Genomic DNA, 23614 nt, shown 5'->3' on the forward strand with positions numbered 1-23614 from the left:
AAAAGAGGATGATGCGAGACATTTACGCCACGATGCCGACCCACGCCCCGTAAAAACCCGTCAGGAACGCTTGACCTTTCCTTCGTTGTAACGCCTAGCCTTTGCCAAAAATTCTGCGGCAGCGTTGCGGAATGGCCGACACGCTGCGGTAAAGAGGGAAACGACATGCGTAGAACATTCAAAATTATGTTGATAGCCGGCGTCATCGCCGCCATCGGGGGCGTGATTTACATGGCCGGCGAAGCACTATGGGATAAAGACAACGCCGTCGGCCCCCCGGCCAGCGCGCCGCCTCCACCGTCGGTACCGGTTGCTAAAGCCCTTAGCCGTACACTCGCGCCTACGGCGGAATTCACCGGTTTTCTGGCCGCGCCGGAGACCGTGGAGCTGCGTTCGCGCGTGGGAGGAACCCTTGACGCCGTCAGCGTTCCGGAAGGACGTCTGGTAAGCCGCGGACAACTGCTGTTCCAGATCGATCCGCGCCCGTTCGAGGTCGCCCTCGACACCGCCGTCGCGCAATTACGTCAGGCTGAAGTACTGGCCCGCCAGGCGCAGGCGGATTTCGATCGCATTCAACGACTGGTCGCCAGCGGCGCCGTATCACGTAAAAACGCTGACGATGTCACCGCCACGCGTAATGCGCGACAGGCGCAGATGCAATCGGCCAAAGCCGCCGTCGCCGCAGCGCGCCTTGAACTCTCCTGGACCCGTATTACCGCGCCCATTGCCGGACGCGTTGACCGCATACTGGTGACCCGGGGCAACCTGGTCAGCGGCGGCGTAGCGGGTAACGCCACGCTTTTGACGACTATCGTGTCTCACAATCCCATGTATGTGTATTTCGATATTGACGAAGCCACCTGGCTGAAGGCGTTACGGCATACCCGCTCCGACAAAAATCCACCGGTAGTCAACATGGGGTTAACCACCGATAACGGGCTGCCTTATCAGGGCGTACTCGACTTTATGGGCAATCAGATGAACCGCAGCACCGGCACTATCCGGGCGCGCGCCGTGATTCCTGACCCCGACGGAATGCTTTCTCCCGGCCTGTTTGCCCGAATCAGTTTGCCCATCGGCGAGCCGCGGGAAACCGTGCTGATTGACGATCTGGCGGTGAGCGCCGATCAGGGCAAAAACTATGTGCTGATCGTCGGCAAGGAGAATCAGGTGGAGTATCGTCCGGTTGAGCTGGGACAAATGGTCGATGGACTCCGCGTCGTTACACAGGGAGTACAGCCGGGAGAAAAAATCATCCTCAAGGGGCTGGTGCGTCCTGGCATGACCGTTGCGCCGCGTCTGGTGCCGATGCGGCAGAATATGCCCGAGAAACAGACCGCGACATTGACTAAAGCGGACGGCGACAGCGCGTCGAAGGCGGTGCGCCAATGAAATTCACCCACTTTTTCATCGCACGGCCCATCTTCGCCATCGTCCTGTCGCTGTTAATGCTGCTGGCTGGCGCTATCGCCTTTTTAAAACTGCCGCTGAGTGAATATCCGGCCGTTACGCCGCCCACGGTACAGGTTAGCGCCAGCTACCCCGGCGCTAACCCGCAAGTGATTGCCGATACGGTAGCCGCGCCGCTGGAACAGGTGATCAACGGCGTTGACGGCATGTTGTATATGAATACCCAGATGGCCATTGATGGTCGCATGGTTATCTCTATCGCCTTCGAACAGGGAACCGATCCTGATATGGCGCAAATTCAGGTGCAAAACCGGGTATCCCGCGCGCTGCCTCGCCTGCCCGAAGAAGTCCAACGAATTGGCGTTGTAACGGAGAAAACGTCCCCCGATATGTTGATGGTGGTCCATCTTGTCTCGCCGCAAAAACGCTATGACTCACTTTACCTGTCTAACTTCGCCATCCGGCAGGTTCGCGACGAACTGGCCCGTTTACCCGGCGTCGGTGATGTTCTCGTCTGGGGCGCGGGCGAGTACGCCATGCGCGTCTGGCTGGACCCGGCGAAAATCGCCAACCGCGGTCTTACCGCCAGTGATATCGTTACGGCGTTGCGGGAACAAAACGTACAGGTCGCCGCCGGTTCCGTCGGGCAACAGCCGGAGGCCTCCGCCGCTTTTCAGATGACGGTAAACACGCTGGGCCGCCTGACCAGCGAAGAACAGTTCGGCGAGATTGTGGTAAAAATCGGCGCTGACGGCGAGGTGACGCGTCTGCGTGATATCGCCCGCGTCACGCTGGGCGCAGATGCCTATACGCTGCGCAGTTTACTGAATGGCGAAGCGGCGCCAGCGTTACAGATTATTCAAAGTCCGGGCGCCAATGCAATTGACGTATCTAACGCGATTCGCGGCAAAATGGATGAGTTGCAGCAAAACTTCCCGCAGGATATCGAATACCGGATTGCCTATGATCCTACGGTCTTCGTGCGCGCATCGCTGCAATCGGTGGCGATTACGTTGCTGGAAGCCCTCGTGCTGGTCGTCCTTGTCGTGGTGCTGTTCCTGCAAACCTGGCGGGCATCCATTATTCCTCTGGTGGCGGTTCCCGTTTCGCTGGTCGGCACCTTTGCCTTGATGCACCTGTTTGGCTTTTCGCTGAATACGCTTTCGCTGTTTGGTTTGGTCCTGTCGATAGGTATCGTTGTTGATGACGCCATCGTTATGGTCGAAAACGTGGAACGGCATATCTCGCAGGGCAAAAGCCCCGGAGAGGCGGCAAAGAAGGCGATGGATGAAGTCACTGGTCCCATTCTTTCTATTACCTCGGTGCTAACGGCGGTCTTTATCCCTTCCGCATTCCTGGCGGGCCTGCAGGGTGAGTTTTATCGTCAGTTCGCGTTGACCATCGCTATTTCGACCATCCTTTCGGCCATTAACTCGCTGACGCTCTCCCCTGCGCTGGCTGCCATTTTGCTAAGACCGCACCACGATACTGCGAAGGCTGACTGGCTAACGCGGTTGATGGGCACGGTCACTGGCGGTTTTTTCCATCGCTTTAACCGTTTCTTCGACAGCGCGTCGAACCGCTATGTTAGCGCCGTCCGTCGGGCCGTGCGCGGCAGCGTCATTGTGATGGTGCTCTATGCTGGCTTTGTGGGGCTGACCGGGCTTGGCTTCCATCAGGTGCCGAACGGGTTTGTGCCTGCGCAGGATAAATACTATCTCGTCGGCATCGCCCAGCTCCCAAGCGGCGCATCGTTGGATCGCACAGAGGCGGTCGTGAAACAGATGTCCGCTATCGCGCTGGCGGAACCCGGCGTTGAAAGCGTCGTCGTCTTCCCCGGTCTGTCGGTTAACGGCCCGGTAAATGTGCCAAATTCGGCGCTGATGTTCGCCATGCTGAAACCCTTTGACGAGCGTGAAGATCCTTCACTTTCCGCTAACGCTATCGCCGGAAAGCTAATGCACAAATTTAGCCACATTCCCGACGGGTTTATTGGCATCTTCCCGCCGCCGCCGGTTCCAGGGCTTGGCGCGACGGGCGGCTTTAAATTGCAGATTGAAGATCGTGCGGAACTGGGATTTGAAGCGATGACAAAGGTGCAAAGCGAGATTATGTCTAAGGCGATGCAGACGCCCGAACTGGCCAATATGCTGGCCAGTTTCCAGACGAACGCCCCGCAATTACAGGTGGATATCGACCGGGTAAAGGCGAAATCAATGGGGGTATCGCTCACCGACATCTTTGAAACGTTGCAAATTAACCTCGGCTCGCTTTACGTCAACGATTTCAACCGATTTGGCCGTACCTGGCGGGTGATGGCGCAGGCCGATGCGCCATTCCGTATGCAACAAGAGGATATCGGCCTGCTTAAAGTCCGCAATGCGAAGGGCGAGATGATCCCGCTTAGCGCTTTCGTCACGATTATGCGCCAGTCGGGGCCAGACAGAATCATCCATTACAACGGCTTCCCCTCGGTAGATATTAGCGGTGGACCGGCTCCGGGTTTCTCCTCCGGACAGGCGACGGACGCGATTGAAAAGATCGTGCGTGAAACGTTGCCGGAAGGGATGGTCTTCGAATGGACCGATCTGGTTTATCAGGAAAAACAGGCCGGCAACTCTGCGCTTGCTATCTTTGCGCTGGCGGTGCTGCTGGCCTTCCTGATCCTGGCGGCGCAGTACAACAGTTGGTCGCTGCCCTTCGCCGTCCTGCTTATTGCGCCTATGTCATTACTCTCAGCCATTGTCGGCGTGTGGGTATCTGGCGGAGATAACAATATCTTTACGCAGATTGGTTTCGTGGTGCTGGTCGGCCTGGCGGCCAAGAACGCCATTTTGATTGTCGAGTTTGCCCGCGCCAAAGAACACGACGGCGCAGACTCGCTGACCGCCGTACTGGAAGCGTCCCGCCTGCGTCTGCGTCCTATCCTGATGACCTCATTCGCCTTTATCGCAGGCGTAGTACCGCTGGTACTCGCGACGGGTGCCGGCGCGGAAATGCGACATGCGATGGGCATCGCCGTGTTTGCCGGAATGTTGGGCGTCACGCTCTTCGGCCTGTTATTGACGCCTGTATTTTACGTGGTGGTTCGCAGGATGGCATTAAAGCGTGAGAACCGCGTTGATTCACATGATCAGCAAGCATAATGATGGGAATGGCATAATGAAGATCACTTTTACAGGCTATCGGCAGACCGCCACGCTGGCGACGCTTGCTTTCGTCACCACGCTTGCTGGCTGTACGATGGCGCCGAAGCACGAACGCCCCGCATCGCCGACTGCGATGGTCTATCCCTACGCAACGTCAACCGTTTCTGGCGCGCCGGATGCCGCTGACATTGGCTGGCGTGATTTCTTCCACGATCCGCTTCTACAGGAACTGATCGCGATCGCGTTACGCAATAATCGGGATTTACGCAAGGCAGGGCTCAATGTTGAAGCCGCCCGGGCGTTATACCGTATTCAGCGCGCGGAGATGCTGCCGACGCTCGGCATCGCCACCGCCATGGACGCCGGTCGCACTCCCGCCGATCTCAGCGTCACGGACGAGCCTGAGATTAACCGACGCTACGAGATGGCTGGGGCGACGACGGCCTGGGAATTGGATCTCTGGGGGCGAGTGCGAAGCCTTAGCGACCAGGCATTAGCCGCCTATATGGCGCTTGATGAGACGTACATTGCGGCGCGAATGAGCCTGGTTTCCGAAGTCGCCAGCGCCTGGCTGACGCTACGGGCTGACCGGGAGCTGCTGCGCTTAACCGAGGATACGCTGGCCGCGCAAAAAAGTTCATACACATTGACAACCCAGCTTGCCCGGACAGGCAACGCCACACAGCTCGATCTGCGTATGGCGGAGATCGCGCTGCGTTCTGCCGAAATCAATCGCGCGGCGTATACGCGACAGTTGGCGCGGGATCGTAACGCGCTGGAATTGCTGTTGGGCCAGCCGCTCACGCCTGAACTGTCGCGTCGACTAAACGAAGCGGTCACGCTTACGGAAGGCGCGATCCCGACCACACTGCCAGGCGGATTACCGTCAGATCTGCTGGTACGCCGCCCGGATATTCGCGCCGCCGAGTACAGGCTGCGTGGCGCAAACGCCCGAATAGGCGCAGCGCGCGCCGCCTTCTTCCCGACCATCAGCCTGACAGGCACGGCGGGAACGGCCAGCGCGTCTCTTAGCGGACTCTTTGAACCGGGATCGGGAAGCTGGCGTTTTCTACCGCAAATCACCTTGCCTCTCTTTCACGGCGGCGCATTACGCGCTGACCTGGATAGGGCGCATGTCCAAAAACAGATTGAAATCGCCAGGTATGAAAACGTTATTCAGCAAGCCTTTCGCGACGTGGCGGATGGTCTGGCGGGACAGCGTACGCTGAATGACCAGGTGCAATCAGAACAACGCGCGGTTGAAGCCAGTCAAATCGCCTATGAGCTGGCCGGACTCCGTTTTCAGGAAGGCGTCGATGACTACCTTACGCTGCTTGATACCCATCGTATGCTTTATGGCGCGCAGCAGCGTCTGGTGCGCACACGGCTCATGCAACAGCTGAATATCATTAATCTGTATAAAGCATTAGGCGGCGGTTGGCGGGAATACAGCGAGAAAAAGCAAGGTTAGCCCAAATAGCGCCCGCGTCGCCAGTGCGGCGCGCGCGCTAAACAGGCATATATTGCCTGCAAAATAAGGTTAACGAGGGCAACGATAAACGTTCCCGCTTAACGTGACATTCGTTTGTTTGCTTGAGCCAGAACCGTGCCATGAACTTCCTGTCTGGCCTGCACGCTGGGTTAACAGGACTACCGTATTTCCGCCCATTTTATAAGCTTTGTTTTTCAGATCGTTACGGGCACCCGTTTCCAGGTTACTGTTGGAAGTCCAGCCACCGGTAAAGAAATTCCCCTGGCTGCCCGTGATATCCCCTAAGTAACTGCACTCCTTACCTGGCTCGCTGGTCATCACCCGTACCTGTTCAGCGCCATAATTCAGCGAATTAGCACTACATGCGGTTAAAGCCAAGCCGACGAAACATACTAAGATCTTTTTCATACTAATACCTGGTCTATTAATCATTAAATAATAACGCGTTCTTGCTTCTGAACGCCGTCAAGGAACTATATTTAAGATGTAACGAATGTCTTTCATTTGCTGAAGAAAAGTCTCTGTCATGATGCTATCATGTATGCTTGAGGTTATTTCTTGTTCAGTTTTTTCAATATGCTCTCTGAGCCTTATTTTTGTTTTTTCGTCAAGCGCCGAGATAAGTATCTTAATGGCAAGCAGCAAAGTAGGATTGATGCTTTCACACTCTCTCATCGTTAACTTTTTCATCTTGTTTACTTCAAGCCTGATCGGCGTTTTTGTCTACACGGCAAATTTTAGATGCGAAGATATGGCGACTTCTTTGGTAAATAAATAGCAAATGGAAAAAGCGCTTGAAGCCATATTTACGACAGATACGCAATCTATGAATGTACAAAGTCTTACGACTCATGCCATAGCTACTGGCGATCTGACTCATCGACTTTTTATATAAAAAGTGCCATAACAACTCCTCCTCCTTTTTTGTCAACGGCGCAATTTCACCGACCGCTACATCGTTTGCACAAGCGTATTTAATGAAATGCTCAATAAAAACAGGCTTTGCCAAATCGGGATCGATATCAGGATCTCTATCGCAGCCATGTGGATAAAGTTTTCCAATATCTCTGCGCGTGAGCCAGATTCGACGAGCATGTGGATAATGCTGCATGAGCGCCTTAAAACCTTTCCAGACCCCCTGAATCAAAACTCGTCCATCAATAATAATTATGATATCTTCGCTAGCTGATATCTGACACGAATTATATTCTCCATTGAGTGGGAACATAAAGCACTTCCCATCCTCAAAGAGTGAAGCGATGCCTAAATAAGTATAATAATCATCCGTTAAAACTATACCTATCGTTTTTAACGGAAGTTGTTCCGATAGTGAATTTATCATAATTTCATCAATAGAATAACGCTACGGTGAGTGTTTTATCTTCCTCTTAAGATTACCTGAGCGCTCATAACCATCCCTATTCTGTAGCAGCGCCATATTATTTTTAATTCCTTGCCATAAACGTAACGCTTATACTTTTAATGTCAGAAGCGATAACCTACGCTGACACCAAATGTATTGGTATCCACAGCGAAGAAACGACTGGCTTCCCATGATGCATCGATAGATATACTCTTAACTGGATTAAATATTACGCCAGCGCCGTAGGCAAAGGACTCTTCTTTTGAGTGTTTATTAAATTTCATCGTCGCTATACCCGCATTGCCGTACAGGCTCACATAGTCATTAAAACGATATGTTGGTCCAAACATCAAAGAACCATAGTCCACAGAATCGGAACCATTTTTATGCAATTTCCCCTCTTTCCAGGTGTAATTCTCCATTTCATTGCGCGTCGCGGTGAATGAGCCTAACATCCCCCAGGTCTCATTAAACTCGTAACGATATTTAAAATTAAAGCCTCGCAGATCTTTGCTATCGCTATTTTTCAATGAACTGAGATGAGTTTGTGCATAACCAAACGATACGGTGTGCTGATCGTTAGCCAAAGCTAAAGGTGACGCTAATAATAAACCTAAAAAAACAAGGAACGAAGACCGTCTTTTCATTAAAACCACTCCATTTTTGATATATAATTAAGGCGGTACCGGAACTTATGGCACACAAATAGCATTTAGATTAAGAGCACCTAATGCGCTTATTACCAGTCATGCCAACTGCGGAGGTAATATAACCTGATATATTCGATAATGGATATGAAATCAGTCTTACAGAGTTCTTACTTTTTATTAATGGCGGATTCATAGTTGCTTCAGACCCGATCCTGGCATCGCATCCGTCAGGCGGACAGCGAGAGGTTATCAGCGAGTATCAGTCACCTCCTTGAAGAGTCAAAACTCATAAACAATTGTTTTTCATGTATTTTATTGATTATTGAGTTAACCTTTACCCTTGCGGAGGGCAATTTCGCAACTCGCTTTCTGACGCATTCAGACAACATTCAGATCTACTGCGCGGTACAAACGTTATAAAGCTGCCGATTAAGAGAATAAAAAAAGGTTTTCTCACCCACTTTAGATATTCGAATCTCATTAGCCGCTTCCGGATGCAGAACCCGTAAATATGATAACAGATCGCCAGCCGTGTCCGTGGCAAAGACTTTTACCTGGGATACTTCGAACGTATAAACACCAGGCGCTGTTCGATGTAAATTTTTCATATATACGTCCCGGTATAATATTTTTACACCGTTATCTTTTGTTTTTATTTCATATTGAAGCGTAATTCTCTTCATCTTAAAATCAAGAACAAGACTGCCATCGGCATGGATATCTTTAGGTTGTATCGTCGTTACCGTTCTTGTCGTACATAAAAATTCATTAGTATTAATAGAACTATGGCTACTGTTTCGTACCCAAACTACCATCAGTACGACTGAAACAGCCAACATACCAAGCGTCGCCACGCTTAATAACGTTCTTTTATGGAAATGCATTTCGGCTCCGCTATATCAAGTTGGTTAAGACACTGGACAAAAATATTTGTATTAGGAACGCGAATGTAATAAATGATTTTTCCGTTTTGTTTATGTATTTCATTACTCATCTCAGAGTACGCTTCAACGATATCCGTCAGATGGGTTTTATCATGCCCGACACTATAAAAAGTGTATCCATCATACGAACCCTGGAGGGTAAAGTAATCAATATTTTCACCCTTAACTTTATACATCATAAAAAACATCAGAAGCGCGGCCAGGCAAAAGTAGAGCCAATCTTTTTTATTCACAGCGCCCGGTATTGGGGTAATAATAGTGTCATCGTGCCGCACTTCAACCGTCGATACTTCTGTTTCAGCAACAGCAGGCAACGGCGTATTTTGCGCCTCATCACTCAACGGTTCAATGGAAACTGAGAGTAAAACACCCACGCGAGGGCGAGTCACAACAGACGCCCCCTTAAGACCAATTTTATCAAATGACCCTCGTAGCTGGTTAATCAATTTATAATAACTGGCATCAGAGACCACGACACCTTTGCGCCCCCAGACATAGTTAATTAAATCATCTTTTTTAAAAAGGCCTTCATGAAAAGCGATAAGCAAACTGCGTTCCGATTCAGATATCGTTATCGACTCTCCGGCGCAGGAAAGCGTCATTCGTTCACAATCAAGAATAACTCTTTTGTCAATCAGATAATTGTTCTGACTCATAAAAATATCCGCCCCAGTGCTATCACGTTTCTTCACGGCATAAACATATTACCAGGATATATCGCGCTATTGAATTTTTTTCCGTAGCGAGCTCCTGTATTATTCAGCCACCAGGCCACTCGCAGATTCGTTTTCCCCCTTGAGCAAACCATTTTGCCTCTGGGCCGACTTGCCAAGCCAGCTCATAAAGTCATTAGCCCCCATCGGCCTGGCATAAAGAAATCCCTGAACGAATCCTACCCCGTGGCTTAAGATGTAACGCAATTGGTGCTGGGTACTGACCCCTTCGGCAACCACATTGAGCCCCAGTCGCTGACTCAGCGTAATGATAGTATCCAGGACAGGAACATCATCGCTGCTGGTATCAATGGTATCGATAAACGTTCTGTCTATTTTAAGAGAGTCTACAGGTAATTGCTGGAGATAGGAGAGTGAGCAATAGCCGGTCCCAAAATCATCAATCGCTATTAACACGCCTTTTTCACGGAGCGTTGAAAGTTTTTCTGCGACCTGTGAAGGTTCTACAATCAGGCTACGTTCGGTGAGCTCCAACATAAGCGTTATCGTTCCCAAACGAGTCCTGAGCGCCTCTATATCTTGTATAAAACCGTCATCCATAAGATGCGCAGGCGATATATTTACGCTGATATAGAAATCATCCGGTACAGTCCAGTTTATTACGTCATGAGCAATCAGTTCGAACAGATGACGAGAGAGTGGAATAATCATGCCTTCATTTTCTGCGGCGGTAATAAAAATATCCGGGGTTATAAAACGGCCATCCGGTTGCGGCCAGCGCATTAGCGCCTCCACGCCGCCGCAACTACCGTGTTTAACATTAAAAACAGGCTGATAATGTACCGTAAACTCATTGTGCGTTATTCCCCTGGCAATCTCCCGGGCCAGAGATAAACGTTTTAAATACCAGCGCCTGTAGAACAACATCATCCCTACAGAAAGACACAATGACAGCGGAACAAAAATAAAAAGGTTTTGTAACCAGTATGCCGATAACGTTGAGAAAGGGGTTCGCACCATCAGCTGGAGAGTGTGATCGGTTGAGGTGAACCGCTGCGTTAAAAACGCCTTACCGCGCAACGTCGCAGCGCTGGTAATCGCCTCTCCTGCGCCGAATGTCAGGCTAAAGGCTGATGCTCTCTCTGCAGCCAATATCTCCATGAGCTCCTGGACATACTGCGAATCCACAATGACGAAAGCCGCTTTATCCGCTGCTACTTTTTTCACATACACCACAACAAGGCGATCGGGTCCTTCGGCCATACTACCGATAGATCGCAACCACCGTTCCGGATAAGAAGCAGGTAAAGAAAGCCCTGCCAGCCGGGAAAAATGATAGCGTTCGGTTCCTGTGACAAAGGAGCAAGTGATATCGCCATTTTCCAGAAACCCAATGTCACGGACATAAGGAGTGAAGGCCCGCGTTCTGGACAGTTCTTTCAGCGTGTCAGTGCAAGAACTCTCAGCCAGTCTGGCGGCTTTTCCGGCGACTTGCCAGGAGGCGGCGGATATATCCGCGCTAAACCGCAGCAGCGTATTGGCGCTGACGGCGATATCTCGTTTTAGCTGGAAGATACCCGCGAGTAACCCCACCAATATCATTACGATCAGTGGAACGGCAATAAACAACATCAGAAATAGCTGTCTTACTTTCAAATCATTGCCCTCTTACCGGCCTTCCTTTTGCCACTGTACGCTTTTATAGGTTAACTAAAGTAACATTAATATAGAAAAGCAATATTGAGAGATAGATTATACGTTCTTAATGATAGCAAGATGGCACTCCCTGTGCCGAAAATAGACAAGAAAATATCAATACCCAACAGGTGCAGGATACTATCGTTAGAATAAGCGATAGCAGATATCTAAATTCAATATGTTAGCCAGATGCCAGGTTCGCTGCCTGATGAGGCATAAATCACGGAACGAATTCCCATCAATACAGGGATTATTGGCTACAACTCAACGTTACTACTGGTGGTACACACATTATACAAATGTCGATTAAGCGAAAACATGTAGGTATTTTTCCCAATTTTGACCATCTTTAACTCATTAATCGTACCAGGCTGTAACAGTCTCAACCAGGAAAACAAATCGCCAGCAGTATCAGACTCAAAAGTCTTAACTGAATTGACTTTAAAAGTAAATGTTTTCATACCCGTTCTGCGCAGTTTGCTGATGCAGATATCACGAAAAAAAAGCCGTTTCTCTTTCGTATCGGTAGTAACATCGTAGTGTAGGGTAATCCTGCCGGATTTAAGATCCAGCACAAGTCCACCATCCATGTACAATTTTCGTGGCGCAATATACGCTTCTGATTTTGTCGTGCATATAAGATTATTGGTTCTATAAGAGTCACGATTTACCCACTCAAGCGCTATTATCGATCCGATTGCGACAATGGCGATAAATATTACAAATATAATCAGTAACGTTCTTTTACTGTAATACATTTTGGCACCGCCATTTCAACAGGATTTAAGCATTGCAGAAAAATATTCATATTAGGCTCCCTGATATAATAAAGATGGCGTCCATTTTGCCGGTAAATTTTAATTTTTAGAGAGTTAAAAGAAAAAACTACTTCACTTAATGTGACCTTATCCTCTTTTGTTTTATAGATTGCATAATCGTTATATTCGCCAAGATATGTAAAAAAACTATCAGGGCTGTTACGAACAGGCGCTTTATATATAGTAAATACACCATAGAGCAATGCCAGAAGAATGGCTCCTGTTAATACCACAAATACGCTGTGACGTTTAATTTTGTAAAATATGTTCTCCCGAGTCGTGGTGCCTTTAACGTTTTCATCACTCACCTTTAGGGAGGTGATTTTTTTTATAGGTTCAATGGTAACAGACAGCGATACCCCCACCCGAGGGCGAGTTACGATGTCAGATGACTGTAGACCAATGCTACTAAAATCATTTCTCATTTGATTAATGAGTTTATAGTAACTTGATTCTGAGACGCAGCCTCCACGATTTTCCCAAACAAAATGAATAATATCTTCTTTTTTGTAAAGACCATGCCAAAAAGCAAGAAGCAGATGGGTCTCAGCTTCTGATACTCTGATTATCTCATTACCATGCGATAAGGTCATCTTCGTACTATCAAATACAACACGCTTATCAAGTAAAAATATGCTTTCATTCATGACAATCCTAAAGGTAACTGCATCCATCATTCAGACGACATATTATCATGCTCAAAAAAGAATTCAGCCCCCTAATTAACCTGAGTTTAACTTATAAGTCTCACTTATAGTAAACAATAATTGACACAAGTATTACCTGCACATTACAAATCAAACAGTTATAGGTAAATCTGAACACTTTTCTTTACCTTAACGCAAACTCAGGAAACTTCTGAAAGGCCAAAAGTAAGAAAAAAGTAAGACTAATTATACTGTTTCAGAAGCACATTTCAGAAAATTTACCTTAATCTCACCATCGTATTATCCATCGGGAGGTTTAACTGATGCGGATTTTACATAGCAAAAATGTGCAGGTTTGTATTGCAACATAGTCTATCTATTCAGACGCGGAGAGAATTGTTATCGGATTACACTCACTCAAATGATAACACTATCAGTTGTACTAATGAGATGTATGGACGAAAGCGCTTATCGCTCTATTTCATGATAAGAGAAATAAGTCTGTTTGTTTTATATCGCATTATCAATAGTCAGGAGGGTATAGCTCACATCCAAAAATAGAGTTAATGATCGTTATTTTTACCACTCCTCCATAAGCACGAAACATTCGGGCGAATTGCACTCGTCCTGAAAAAGTAAAGATTAATACAGGAACATTATCATATGTCTATGAAAAAGTATTTAGCAATGATCACAGGCTCGCTTCTTGTCTCCAGCAGCGCGATGGCTGTTTCTGATAACACCATCACCTTTCAAGGGGAAGTCTCTGATGAAACATGCTCTGTCGTGATTAATGGTAATCAGGCTAAACCCGTCGTGTTATTACCAACAGTAAGTACTAAAGATTTATCAGAACAAGGGAAAACCGCGGGGCCAATAACGTTTGATATTGGGCTGTCCGGGTGTACCGGCTCTCAGGACAAAACAACAAAAATTTCCACTGTCTTTGTCGGTAATCAGGTCACCAGTAACGGTAACCTGGGTAATACTGGCAGCGCGAAAAATGTTGAAGTCCAATTACTCGACACTTCAGGGGAGCCAATCAATCTGACCGGCGGCTTTACTGGCGACGGCGACCTACAACTGGAACCAAATGCTTCTGAAGCGAGCGCGACTTATACCGCGCGGTATTACTCTACCGGGAAAGCAGAGGCTGGGACAGTCGCTGCCACCCTTCAATACGCCGTTTCGTATAAATAATTGTCGCTACGGTCTGGCGTTGAAACGCCAGACCATTTTCAATCGCCAGGGAGTTGTTGAGATGAAAATGGATACCCGACATTCCGCATTATATTACTTAATAGTTTTTCTATTGCTGGCCCTACCCGCCACAGCATCGTGGGCGAGCGTTACTATTTTGGGTAGCCGAATAATTTACCCATCAACAGCCTCCTCCGTAGATGTGCAGTTAAAAAATAATGATGCAATACCTTATATCGTACAAACCTGGTTTGATGATGGCGATATGAATACCAGCCCGGAAAATAGCAGCGCGATGCCTTTTATTGCCACGCCGCCGGTATTTCGTATTCAACCCAAAGCAGGCCAGGTGGTACGTGTAATTTATAACAACACGAAAAAATTGCCGCAGGATCGTGAGTCAGTATTCTGGTTTAACGTATTACAGGTACCACCAACGAATATTGGCAGCGACAGTGGGCAAAATAAAATGTTGGTGATGCTGCGCTCAAGAATAAAACTTTTCTATCGTCCTGACGGGCTAGGTAAACCTGATAGTCTGGCGAAAAAATTACAGATTAAAACGGTAAATAAGGGTTCCGGAAAAAGCGGTATTGTTATTGTTAATCCGCAGCCCTGGTTTGCCTCTTTAAGTAACCTGAATGTAAAAGTGAACGGCGCTTCGTATAACCTGGATGCTGACATGATTGCCCCTTTCTCCAGTCAAACCTGGTGGCTGCCGGGCAAACGGTCACTCAAATCCTTCTCCGGTACAGTCACCGTTACTTTGGTTAACGACCTGGGCGCAAGGATAAGCGAGAGCTACGATGTCCCCCACCATTAATTTGAACCGCAAAAGCCTTGCGCTATTGATCGCCATAGTTTGCTCAGGCTCCGCGCAAGGTGAAGAGTATTATTTTGATCCTGCGCTACTTCAGGGGGCCACTTACGGACAAAATATTGCCCGTTTTAATGAACAGCAAACGCCTTCCGGAGACTATCTTGCCGACGTTTACGTTAATGGCACGCTGGTAACAGCGAGCACTAATATTCGATTTAACGCTGCAAAAGAGGGTCAACAGACTGAACCCTGCCTGCCCTTATCGGTGATGAAAGCGGCACAGATAAAATCACTCCCCGCGACCGACGCTGCGACCGAGTGCCGCCCGCTCAGGGAGTGGGTACCTCATGCCGGCTGGCAATTTGATAGCGCCACGCTTCGCCTGTTGCTGACGATTCCAATGACCGAACTTACGCACAAACCGCGCGGTTATATCTCCCCTTCAGAGTGGGATAGCGGCGCGCTGGCGCTGTTTTTACGCCATAACACAAACTGGACCCACACCGAAAATACCGACAGCCATTATCGCTACCAATACTTATGGAGCGGTTTAAACATGGGCGTTAACCTCGGACTTTGGCAGGTCCGTCATCAAAGTAATCTGCGCTATGCCAATAGCAACCAGAGCGGAAGCGCCTGGCGCTATAATAGCGTTCGAACCTGGGTGCAAAGACCTGTCGCGTCTATTAACAGTATTCTGTCGCTGGGCGATAGCTATACGGACTCCAGCTTATTCGGCAGTCTGTCTTTTAACGGAGCTAAACTAGTCACCGACGAGCGGATGCGCCCGCAGGGCAAACGCGGTTATGCGCCGGAAGTTCGGGGCGTAGCGGCCAGTAGCGCGCACGTGGTAGTAAAACAACTGGGGAAAGTGATTTATGAAACCAACGTTCCGCCGGGCCCATTTTATATTGACGATCTGTACAATACCCGTTATCAAGGCGATCTGGAGGTAGAGGTTATCGAGGCCAGCGGTAAAACCTCACGTTTCACCGTGCCTTATTCTTCCGTGCCGGATTCGGTTCGCCCCGGTAACTGGCACTATTCGCTGGCCTTCGGCAGGGTTCGTCAGTACTACGATATTGAAAATCGTTTCTTTGAGGGAACGTTCCAGCACGGCGTTAATAACACCATTACCCTCAACCTCGGTTCACGAATTGCGCAGCGTTACCAGGCATGGCTGGCGGGCGGCGTCTGGGCCACCGGTATGGGCGCGTTCGGCCTTAACGCCACCTGGTCGAACGCGCGCGCAGAGCATAACGATCGCCAGCAAGGCTGGCGCGCGGAACTCAGTTACAGCAAAACGTTTACCACCGGCACTAACCTGGTACTGGCGGCTTATCGTTATTCAACCAACGGCTTTCGCGATCTTCAGGACGTGCTCGGCGTACGCCGGGAAGCAAAAACGGGGATTGATTACTACTCCGACACGCTGCATCAGCGCAATCGCCTGTCCGCGACGGTAAGCCAGCCGTTAGGACGGCTTGGCACGCTTAACCTCAGCGCCAGCACCGCAGACTACTACAATAACCAATCGCGTATAACACAGCTACAAATGGGGTATAGCAACCAGTGGCGGAATATAAGCTACGGGGTGAATATCGCACGACAGCGCACCACCTGGCATTACGATCGCTTTTATCACGGCGTCAACGAACCACTGGACGTGAGTAGCCGACAAAAATATACCGAAACCACAATGTCGTTTAATGTCTCTATACCGCTGGATTGGGGCGAAAACAGAACGTCTGTCGCCATGAATTATAACCAGTCCAGTCAAAGCCGTTCCTCAACCGTATCCATGACCGGCAGTAGCGGTGAAAACAGCGACCTGTCATGGTCGGTTTATGGCGGCTACGAGCGTTATCGCAATAGTAATAGCGATAGCAGCGCGCCAACGACGTTTGGCGGTAATCTACAACAAAACACCCGGTTTGGCGCACTTCGCGCCAACTATGACCAGGGTGATAACTATCGTCAGGAAGGGCTGGGCGCGTCCGGCACCCTGGTACTTCACCCTGGCGGTCTGACGGCTGGCCCCTATACCAGCGATACCTTTGCGCTTATTCATGCCGATGGCGCGCAGGGCGCGATCGTACAAAATGGCCAGGGCGCTGTGGTTGATCGCTTTGGTTACGCCATTCTGCCTTCGTTATCTCCTTACCGCGTCAATAACGTTACGCTCGATACCCGTAAGATGCGCAGCGATGCCGAACTGACGGGAGGAAGTCAGCAGATTGTGCCCTATGCCGGCGCCATCGCGCGTGTCAATTTCGCCACTATCAGCGGCAAAGCAGTGCTGATCTCCGTGAAGATGCCGGATGGCGGCATACCGCCAATGGGCGCTGATGTTTTCAACGGTGAAGGCACAAACATCGGCATGGTCGGCCAGAGTGGGCAGATTTATGCCCGTATCGCCCATCCGTCGGGTTCTCTACTGGTGCGCTGGGGAACAGGGGCAAACCAGCGTTGCCGGGTTGCCTACCAACTCGATCTTCACACCAAAGAACCGTTTCTCTATCTGAACAAAATCTGCGAGAAGGAATAGCACAATGCTTTTTAGTTTCCGAACGCTATTGTTTATCACCAGCCTGTTCGTCAGCGCCGGAACATGGTCGTCATGTATCAAAGTCACCGATAAGAGCGCGCTCTCTGACGCGGCGATAAAAGCGGGCTACACGGCGCAAAACTGGATCGGCGCAACTGACACGAATACCGGTAATATCGGTTTGCCAACGGTGATTAGCATCAGTAATAGTGAAACATTTCAACCCTCCGGCACACTATTGGCCAGTGGGATCGGTAACTTCCTGACGGCCGCCACCGAAACGCCCTATTCCAGTAAACAGGTACTTTACCGCTGCGATACCGCCGATGCCGGGAAGCTCTATGAGATGTATTCGACAAATGGCGATAGCGCTTTTGCGGGGGCATTTTTTACTCCCGAAGTAGAAGGCGCTTATTATGATGTGGAGCGTAATGTTGCTGTCCGTATGACAAACCTCAGTACCGGCGAATATTACAGCCGCTTCTGGAAAGAACGCCAACTTACCGCAGACAGTTGGTTTCAGGATGACAAATATATTTATATTCCTGCCAGCGCGTTTAGCAACGTGTTATATGAGATGTTTAAAATTGACTCAAGAAAATATTTTGCCTACCAGAATCCAATGGACCGAGATACCTGGACGCAGCCTCGGGGTTATATCGCGTTTAAAGGCCTAGGCTTGATTACCGAGCGGATCAAAGCGGGACTGGATCATGCCAGCGATTATTATGGCTGGCCCAGCTATTGGCCCGGGGCATGGAGTACATATAATAGCGTCACCTATGTTCGCGGCGCGTTATGTAAAATCAAAGATTATCCTGCGATCGTGAAAATTCCCCCTGTCGCCGTTGGCATATTAGCCGCCGGAGGCAATAGCCAGGCGCCTTTCCACGTCAGCCTGGAATGTGAGTCCGGCGCAGTGTCCAGTGCCCTCCCGTCCACCAGCGCCGCTAATGTCGCAATGGGGTTTGTCGTTAATCAACCCACCGCCGTGGCGGCGGCGCGTCGCCTGGGGCTAACCACATCCGCAGGCGGTCTGTCGTGGCTACTGGACACCCATTATGGCGAACCTGGCGTAGCTTCCGGAGTGGGTATCCGCATCTATAACGATGCCGGTACGCCAATTAACCTGTTACCCGATCGGATTAAGACAGGCACTGGCAACGCCCGAGGCTGGTATGGCTATAAAGATTTAACCACACGGGTATCATCCGGTTCAGTAGAAACCTACAGCGGTGATTTTACTGCCTCGCTTGAGGCGATCGGCGGACAAACAGTAACGGCAGGAAGCGTGAATGCGCAATTACAGGCAGTGGTTAGTTTTCAGTAAAGTCATATTAACGCTACTTGGGTTGACGGGATGGTATGGCCCGGCACAAGCCGCCGTTAATATTGACAGAACCCGAATTATTTTTGCTTCAGATGAGGTCGCTCAATCGTTGACATTATCCAACGATAATACAACGCCGATGCTGTTACAGGTATGGACCGACGCCGGAAACATTGACGCCTCTCCGGATAATAGCAAAACGCCGCTGGTGGCGCTGCCGCCGGTATTTAAAATGCAGCCAGGAGAACTGAGAACGCTTCGCCTGCTCCTGAGTTCCCGCCAGCAGCTGGCAACGGACCGGGAGAGTCTCTTCTGGCTAAACATTTATCAGATACCGCCAGTCACCCAGGACATTAAAAACCACCCGCGAAAACTGGTATTACCGCTTCGTTTGCGGCTAAAAATTTTAATTCGCCCGACCGGATTAAAAGCGCCAACGGAAGCGGAGGAGAAAAAATTACGCTTTATTGCTAAAGAGAATACTATACGGATAGTTAACCCCACCTCGTGGTATATGAGTTTAACACTAACGACGGATGACAAGAAAAGTATCGGCGATATCATGGTTGCGCCGAAAACAGCACGTGATGTGCCGCTAACACGCTCGCCAACGCCGGGAGCATCGATAAATTATGCAGTAATCAATGACTCCGGGAACTGGCGACAATATACCGCCATACTGGAAAAATATATTAGTGAGAGTGATTTTACTCCTGAGTTTTGATGGGAAATATTCAGGGATGCGATCGTATCCCTGAGACAAGTCAGACTCAGCATGTACCATTGTCAAAAATAGTATTAAGCTGATATTTTACTTTTTGCACGGCATCTTTGTTCTGTTGAGTTCCCTTCTCCTCAACAGACATATCCCATACGTTTTCATTATCTGACTCAATTAATGTGTAGAACGTATTATTATTACGCATCATATAACCACGAAAATTATTTTCGATGCCCGTTGTCACAGGCTTAGCAACCCCTGAAATAACAGATTCCGTCTCTTTATTGAAAAGCTGATATTGAATATTTGCGCAGTTTAAATCACAGGGAGAACATTTAAGATTTAAAACAAGCAGTATCGTGTTATTTTCAAAAACAAGGGCATAATGATTGCTGGCAGATGAACATAACGGGAATAGCGCGAGAAGGAGGATTACTATCAATTTCATATACTTATATAGACTCCATCAAAGAAAACTTTCATTTCACGCCCCTGAGAATAGCGAAAGGCATACCATGCAGAACGAATGCTTTCCGAGCTGACGTCCTCATAGACATTTATACCATGCTCAGCAAGTATGCGAGAAAGAAAATGAGAAGATTGTTATGACAGAAAAGGTTGTAACGATAACAGGAACAATACCTATTTCATATTCATTTAATTAATAATATTAATTTTCTATTTCATCTTTGGTAATACCCCCAATGGATTTTCCGCCTATAATGCTGCACAGGTAGCTACTTCTCTTTTGCTGTGAGAAAACATTACATTGGTATAACTAATGAGAATGAGCAGAGGCATTAAGTCACGTAATATTGCGTTTCCTCTGTTAAGGCTTTTGTGTGAAAAGAGCATTACTTTTAGTCAGTTAGGTAGCATTACATAAGCATAACTAAATTTGAGAAAACCTCGAAAAATCAGCATATTGAATTGATGGATGGTATTGTTTTTTAAAAGGATTTTAATTGCCAACCTGCGATAATACGCTTAAGATGAACACATATCTATTGAGCTAAAGTAGTCGCTCAATCAATCTGATTGTTATGGAGTGAGTGTGTGATACTTACAATGCCATCCAGCCGATACCAATAGAATTCTCAACCTCCGATAATCGTCACCCAAAAATCAGGAGATAAAATATGACGTTAAAACCAGGTGAGAAATCCGGTAATAATGGAGGTATCTATGTGGAGGTTGGGCCGCGTGGTGGGATAAAAGATAACTTCGCCACGATAGCGGAAACAAAACCGCGCCACCAACGCAACGCCCTAAAAGCTACTGGGTGCTGGCAAAAAGAACACCTAACAGTAAACGTAAGTCAGAGCATCTGGCGCCACGACAGTTGGCACCGACTGATCACAGTACGCCCGGTGCTTTACCGCCTGGCAAGCATTGTGCAAGATGCTCCGTGAGGAAATCGATGCAGATTTTGATACGATCAGAACTTGATGAACGCCGGGTATATACAGCCCAGATATTCGCTTCCTGATACCACTGAGGCAACACGCGAACCAGCTCACCTCGTTCAATATACTGCGCAACATCCCATTCCGACCGCAATGTAATGCCATGGCCTTTCAGGGCCCAAATAAGCACCACACTGCCGCTGTTGGAAGAATGAAAACCGTTTAGTCGGCAATGTGTCTGCTGCTTACCGTCCGTTAATATCCAATTGCCAAATGCCGAGTTTTTTTCCTGAATCATTAGGCAATCGTGCTGCACAAGCGCACTAACAGACTCTGGCTTGCCGTGGCGTTCGAGGTATTCAGGGGAAGCACACAGGATCCGTCGATTAGTGGCTAACTGCCGTGCGATATACAATTCGTTGATATCATCCCCAACGCGAATTTCAATATCGATCCCCTCTTCCACCAGATCCACTTCACGATCTGTTAGCGTGAGTTTTACCGTAATATCAGGATAGGTGATCATAAATGACGACAGCGCCTCTGCGACATATTTATGCCCAAAACCAAATGAGCAGTTGATGGTGATATTACCAGCCAACACACCACGTTGATTATCCAAACGACTTACAAAACCATCCATTTCACTGACGACCTGCATAGCCCCACCCAGCGCATTTTCGCCTTCCGGTGTGAGACGCATCACTCTGTTATTTCGAAAAAAAAGCCGGGCGTTGAGACATTTTTCAAGGATAGCGATACGTTTGCTGATATAGGAGGGAGATAACCCCAGCTCCAGCGCTGCCCGGGCAAATCCACCGTTGCGAGCAACGGTGACAAAAACGAAAAGATCTTCAACGGAAGGCCAGCCCTCAAGGGGCTGGCGATGTTTTTTTCCTACAGGTGTCGTTTTCATAGCATCAGTGCGAAGTTGCAAAGGATGACCGAGTTATAACACTGAATGTAAAAAGGACTGAAGTTTCTGGATAAAGTACTCAGGACACTCTTCCTGCGGGGAGTGTCCGCAAGGCAATGCTTCCCCCTGAACGTTTAGCGCCTTTTCTTTCCAGGTACCAACCACATTATATAGTTGCCCTACCGTTCCCAGCCCTCCCCACAGCAACTGTAACGGACACCGGATACGCGCCGACGTATCTGCGGCATCATCGTCCAAATCAATCGTCGCAGCAGCCCGGTAGTCCTCACAGATCGCGTGGATCATCTCAGGGTTCTGGTAACAGCGCAGGTATTCATTGAATGCTTCCTGCGAGGTCGCGCCCTCTATTTTTAGCTGGCCAGAAATATGCTTACGCAGAAAAAATGCCGGATCGTGCGCAATCATCGTTTCGGGTAACGGGAAAGGTTGAATCAGGAAAAACCACCAAAAGTAACGCGTAGCAAAGGATTTATCGGTCAAGGCGTACATCGTCGCGGTTGGAGCAATGTCGATAAAAGTACAACAGGTCACACGATCCGGATAATCCAGCGCGAGCCTGTGTCCTACGCGTCCGCCACGATCATGCCCTACGAAGGCAAAACGGGAAAAGCCGAGCGCGTCCATTAACATGACGATATCCTGCGCCATGGTGCGCTTTGAATAGGTACGGTGCGCCGGATCGCTCGTTGGTTTATCGCTGTCGCCATAGCCACGCAAATCCGGCAAAATGACTGTATGATTTTGCGCCAATGTCGGTGCGACTTTCCGCCATGTTGTATGATTCTGCGGATGCCCATGTAGCAGTACCAAAGGTGAACCGCTGCCTCCGATAGCCACTCTTACCGTCAGACCATTTTCCAGACGAACATCCTTGAGCGCAAACCCCGGAATAAACGGAGAGGCACCGCATTCAATCAGTGTACTCATCACTTTCTCCCGTCATGCCAGCTAACAGATGATGTTAAATAACGGCTATCCCGGACGACATTGCGCAGGGTTCCAATATGTTCAATCTCAACTTCAATAACATCACCATCGTGTAAAAACAGCGGTGGAACGCGTTTTTTGCCCACTCCACCAGGCGACCCTGTGAGGATCGTGTCGCCAGGGGAAAGCAGAGTAAAGGTGCTTATATAAGCAATGAGTGAAGCGATAGGATGGATCATATTTGCCGTAGATTCGTTCTGCACCTCCCGCCCGTTTAGTCGTGTCAGTAAACGTAGCATCTGGGGATCGGGAATGTCGTCTGTGGTCACCAGACACGGACCGAATGATCCTGTCGAAGGCCAGTTTTTTCCAGCCGTAAACCAGCTATGCTGCCAGTCCCTCACTGAACCATCCATATAGCAGCTGTATCCGGCGACATAATCTAAAGCATCCTCAGCGCTGACCCGGGAGCATGGCCGCCCAATCACTACGGCTAATTCACCTTCGTAGTCGAACTCATTGGTATTTTCAGGCTTCAGCAGCAGGCCATTATGCCCGGTCTGAGAATCCGCAAAGCGGACAAAAAGGGTTGGGGCCGGGTTGGTTTCATTAAACTCAATACGCTTATCGGCGTAATTCATTCCGACACAGATGATCTTCTGCGGATCGTCAATCACCGGCAGAAAAGTGACTTCCTGGTAGTAATAATCCGCCGGCTCATCACACCATAACGCCGCATCCGTCAGCGCATTAGCGCACAGTAGAGATTTCAAAGTGGGATATTTGTCGCCAAGCCGCTGCGAGAGATCAATTATTCCGGTTTCCTGCATAATGCCGTAGCGTTTGCCACCGTTCACAAGATATTGAACCAGTTTCATTG

21 protein-coding genes and 1 pseudogene are annotated in these 23614 nt (G+C 48.9%); 9 read left to right on the forward strand and 13 right to left on the reverse strand.

The window, feature by feature from the left end:
• The first annotated feature begins 165 nt into the window (after nucleotides 1-165).
• From mdsA to mdsC, 3 genes are read left to right on the forward strand one after another with little or no spacing between them, the layout of a single operon-like run.
• Complete coding sequence (gene mdsA / locus ACLJNW_RS13100) at nucleotides 166-1392, forward strand: multidrug efflux RND transporter periplasmic adaptor subunit MdsA (RefSeq protein WP_001254850.1); 1227 nt, start codon at nucleotides 166-168, stop codon at nucleotides 1390-1392.
• Nucleotides 1389-4556, forward strand: coding sequence for a multidrug efflux RND transporter permease subunit MdsB (mdsB, locus tag ACLJNW_RS13105; protein WP_024154469.1), 3168 nt, complete (start codon nucleotides 1389-1391; stop codon nucleotides 4554-4556). Before mdsA ends, mdsB begins: the two co-directional genes overlap by 4 nt.
• A 16-nt stretch (nucleotides 4557-4572) precedes the next feature.
• The gene (gene mdsC, locus ACLJNW_RS13110; RefSeq protein ID WP_001543180.1) at nucleotides 4573-6030 is read left to right on the forward strand and encodes a multidrug efflux transporter outer membrane subunit MdsC; all 1458 of its coding nucleotides are present in this window, start codon (nucleotides 4573-4575) and stop codon (nucleotides 6028-6030) included.
• Between the two features lie 69 nt (nucleotides 6031-6099).
• Here the strand turns inward: mdsC and ACLJNW_RS13115 are convergent, their stop codons facing one another.
• The 9 genes and pseudogenes from ACLJNW_RS13115 to ACLJNW_RS13155 form a co-directional block, all read right to left on the reverse strand.
• The gene (locus ACLJNW_RS13115) at nucleotides 6100-6459 is read right to left on the reverse strand and encodes a DUF4156 domain-containing protein (protein WP_000722978.1); all 360 of its coding nucleotides are present in this window, start codon (nucleotides 6457-6459) and stop codon (nucleotides 6100-6102) included.
• A gap of 57 nt (nucleotides 6460-6516) precedes the next feature.
• Nucleotides 6517-6741, reverse strand: coding sequence for a membrane protein (locus ACLJNW_RS13120; protein ID WP_000737125.1), 225 nt, complete (start codon nucleotides 6739-6741; stop codon nucleotides 6517-6519).
• 10 nt (nucleotides 6742-6751) lie between these two features.
• Complete coding sequence (locus ACLJNW_RS13125) at nucleotides 6752-7393, reverse strand: helix-turn-helix transcriptional regulator (RefSeq protein WP_000610820.1); 642 nt, start codon at nucleotides 7391-7393, stop codon at nucleotides 6752-6754.
• Nucleotides 7394-7536: 143 nt separating this feature from the next.
• Complete coding sequence (locus tag ACLJNW_RS13130; RefSeq protein WP_000830239.1) at nucleotides 7537-8061, reverse strand: Ail/Lom family outer membrane beta-barrel protein; 525 nt, start codon at nucleotides 8059-8061, stop codon at nucleotides 7537-7539.
• A 398-nt stretch (nucleotides 8062-8459) separates the two neighbouring features.
• Nucleotides 8460-8948: a hypothetical protein gene (locus tag ACLJNW_RS13135; protein WP_000545426.1), complete on the reverse strand. Its 489-nt coding sequence runs from the start codon at nucleotides 8946-8948 to the stop codon at nucleotides 8460-8462.
• The gene (locus ACLJNW_RS13140; protein WP_000081368.1) at nucleotides 8921-9664 is read right to left on the reverse strand and encodes a transcriptional regulator; all 744 of its coding nucleotides are present in this window, start codon (nucleotides 9662-9664) and stop codon (nucleotides 8921-8923) included. The genes ACLJNW_RS13135 and ACLJNW_RS13140 overlap by 28 nt, the downstream gene beginning before the upstream one ends.
• A gap of 99 nt (nucleotides 9665-9763) precedes the next feature.
• The gene (locus ACLJNW_RS13145; RefSeq protein WP_072209478.1) at nucleotides 9764-11338 is read right to left on the reverse strand and encodes an EAL domain-containing protein; all 1575 of its coding nucleotides are present in this window, start codon (nucleotides 11336-11338) and stop codon (nucleotides 9764-9766) included.
• A gap of 499 nt (nucleotides 11339-11837) precedes the next feature.
• Nucleotides 11838-12138, reverse strand: a pseudogene (locus ACLJNW_RS13150) (hypothetical protein).
• Nucleotides 12111-12845, reverse strand: a complete 735-nt coding sequence (locus ACLJNW_RS13155) for a transcriptional regulator (RefSeq protein ID WP_024154467.1) — start codon at nucleotides 12843-12845, stop codon at nucleotides 12111-12113. Before ACLJNW_RS13155 ends, ACLJNW_RS13150 begins: the two are co-directional and overlap by 28 nt.
• Nucleotides 12846-13508: 663 nt before the next feature.
• On the opposite strand from ACLJNW_RS13155, the gene ACLJNW_RS13160 reads away from it, so the two are divergent.
• From ACLJNW_RS13160 to stbE, 5 genes are all read left to right on the forward strand, one after another.
• On the forward strand, nucleotides 13509-14045 hold the full coding sequence (locus tag ACLJNW_RS13160; protein ID WP_000062035.1) for a fimbrial protein: 537 nt from the start codon (nucleotides 13509-13511) through the stop codon (nucleotides 14043-14045).
• Nucleotides 14046-14106: 61 nt separating this feature from the next.
• The gene (gene stbB, locus ACLJNW_RS13165; RefSeq protein ID WP_000781495.1) at nucleotides 14107-14868 is read left to right on the forward strand and encodes a fimbrial biogenesis chaperone StbB; all 762 of its coding nucleotides are present in this window, start codon (nucleotides 14107-14109) and stop codon (nucleotides 14866-14868) included.
• A complete protein-coding gene (locus tag ACLJNW_RS13170) occupies nucleotides 14852-17413 on the forward strand; it encodes a fimbrial outer membrane usher protein (RefSeq protein ID WP_024154466.1) in 2562 nt (853 codons plus the stop codon). The genes stbB and ACLJNW_RS13170 overlap by 17 nt, the downstream gene beginning before the upstream one ends.
• 4 nt (nucleotides 17414-17417) lie before the next feature.
• On the forward strand, nucleotides 17418-18743 hold the full coding sequence (stbD, locus tag ACLJNW_RS13175) for a fimbrial usher protein StbD (protein WP_024154465.1): 1326 nt from the start codon (nucleotides 17418-17420) through the stop codon (nucleotides 18741-18743).
• The gene (stbE, locus tag ACLJNW_RS13180; RefSeq protein ID WP_024154464.1) at nucleotides 18709-19467 is read left to right on the forward strand and encodes a fimbrial biogenesis chaperone StbE; all 759 of its coding nucleotides are present in this window, start codon (nucleotides 18709-18711) and stop codon (nucleotides 19465-19467) included. Before stbD ends, stbE begins: the two co-directional genes overlap by 35 nt.
• Nucleotides 19468-19513: 46 nt before the next feature.
• On the opposite strand, the gene ACLJNW_RS13185 is transcribed toward stbE, so the two are convergent.
• Nucleotides 19514-19912, reverse strand: a complete 399-nt coding sequence (locus tag ACLJNW_RS13185) for a membrane protein (RefSeq protein ID WP_024154463.1) — start codon at nucleotides 19910-19912, stop codon at nucleotides 19514-19516.
• Between the two features lie 691 nt (nucleotides 19913-20603).
• Here ACLJNW_RS13185 and ACLJNW_RS13190 point away from each other — a divergent pair.
• Nucleotides 20604-20876 (forward strand): hypothetical protein, encoded by a 273-nt coding sequence (locus tag ACLJNW_RS13190; RefSeq protein ID WP_023193128.1) that lies wholly within the window; start codon nucleotides 20604-20606, stop codon nucleotides 20874-20876.
• Here the strand turns inward: ACLJNW_RS13190 and ACLJNW_RS13195 are convergent.
• From ACLJNW_RS13195 to ACLJNW_RS13205, 3 genes are read right to left on the reverse strand one after another with little or no spacing between them, the layout of a single operon-like run.
• Nucleotides 20821-21786, reverse strand: a complete 966-nt coding sequence (locus ACLJNW_RS13195) for a LysR family transcriptional regulator (RefSeq protein WP_001525093.1) — start codon at nucleotides 21784-21786, stop codon at nucleotides 20821-20823. The genes ACLJNW_RS13190 and ACLJNW_RS13195 overlap by 56 nt on opposite strands.
• Nucleotides 21787-21819: 33 nt before the next feature.
• Nucleotides 21820-22734: an alpha/beta fold hydrolase gene (locus ACLJNW_RS13200; RefSeq protein WP_000105593.1), complete on the reverse strand. Its 915-nt coding sequence runs from the start codon at nucleotides 22732-22734 to the stop codon at nucleotides 21820-21822.
• Nucleotides 22734-23612 (reverse strand): fumarylacetoacetate hydrolase family protein, encoded by an 879-nt coding sequence (locus tag ACLJNW_RS13205; protein ID WP_000780208.1) that lies wholly within the window; start codon nucleotides 23610-23612, stop codon nucleotides 22734-22736. Before ACLJNW_RS13205 ends, ACLJNW_RS13200 begins: the two co-directional genes overlap by 1 nt.
• Nucleotides 23613-23614: the final 2 nt, after the last annotated feature.

It is taken from the genome of Salmonella sp. SAL4457, from assembly GCF_046548235.1.
Classification (GTDB): domain Bacteria; phylum Pseudomonadota; class Gammaproteobacteria; order Enterobacterales; family Enterobacteriaceae; genus Salmonella; species Salmonella enterica.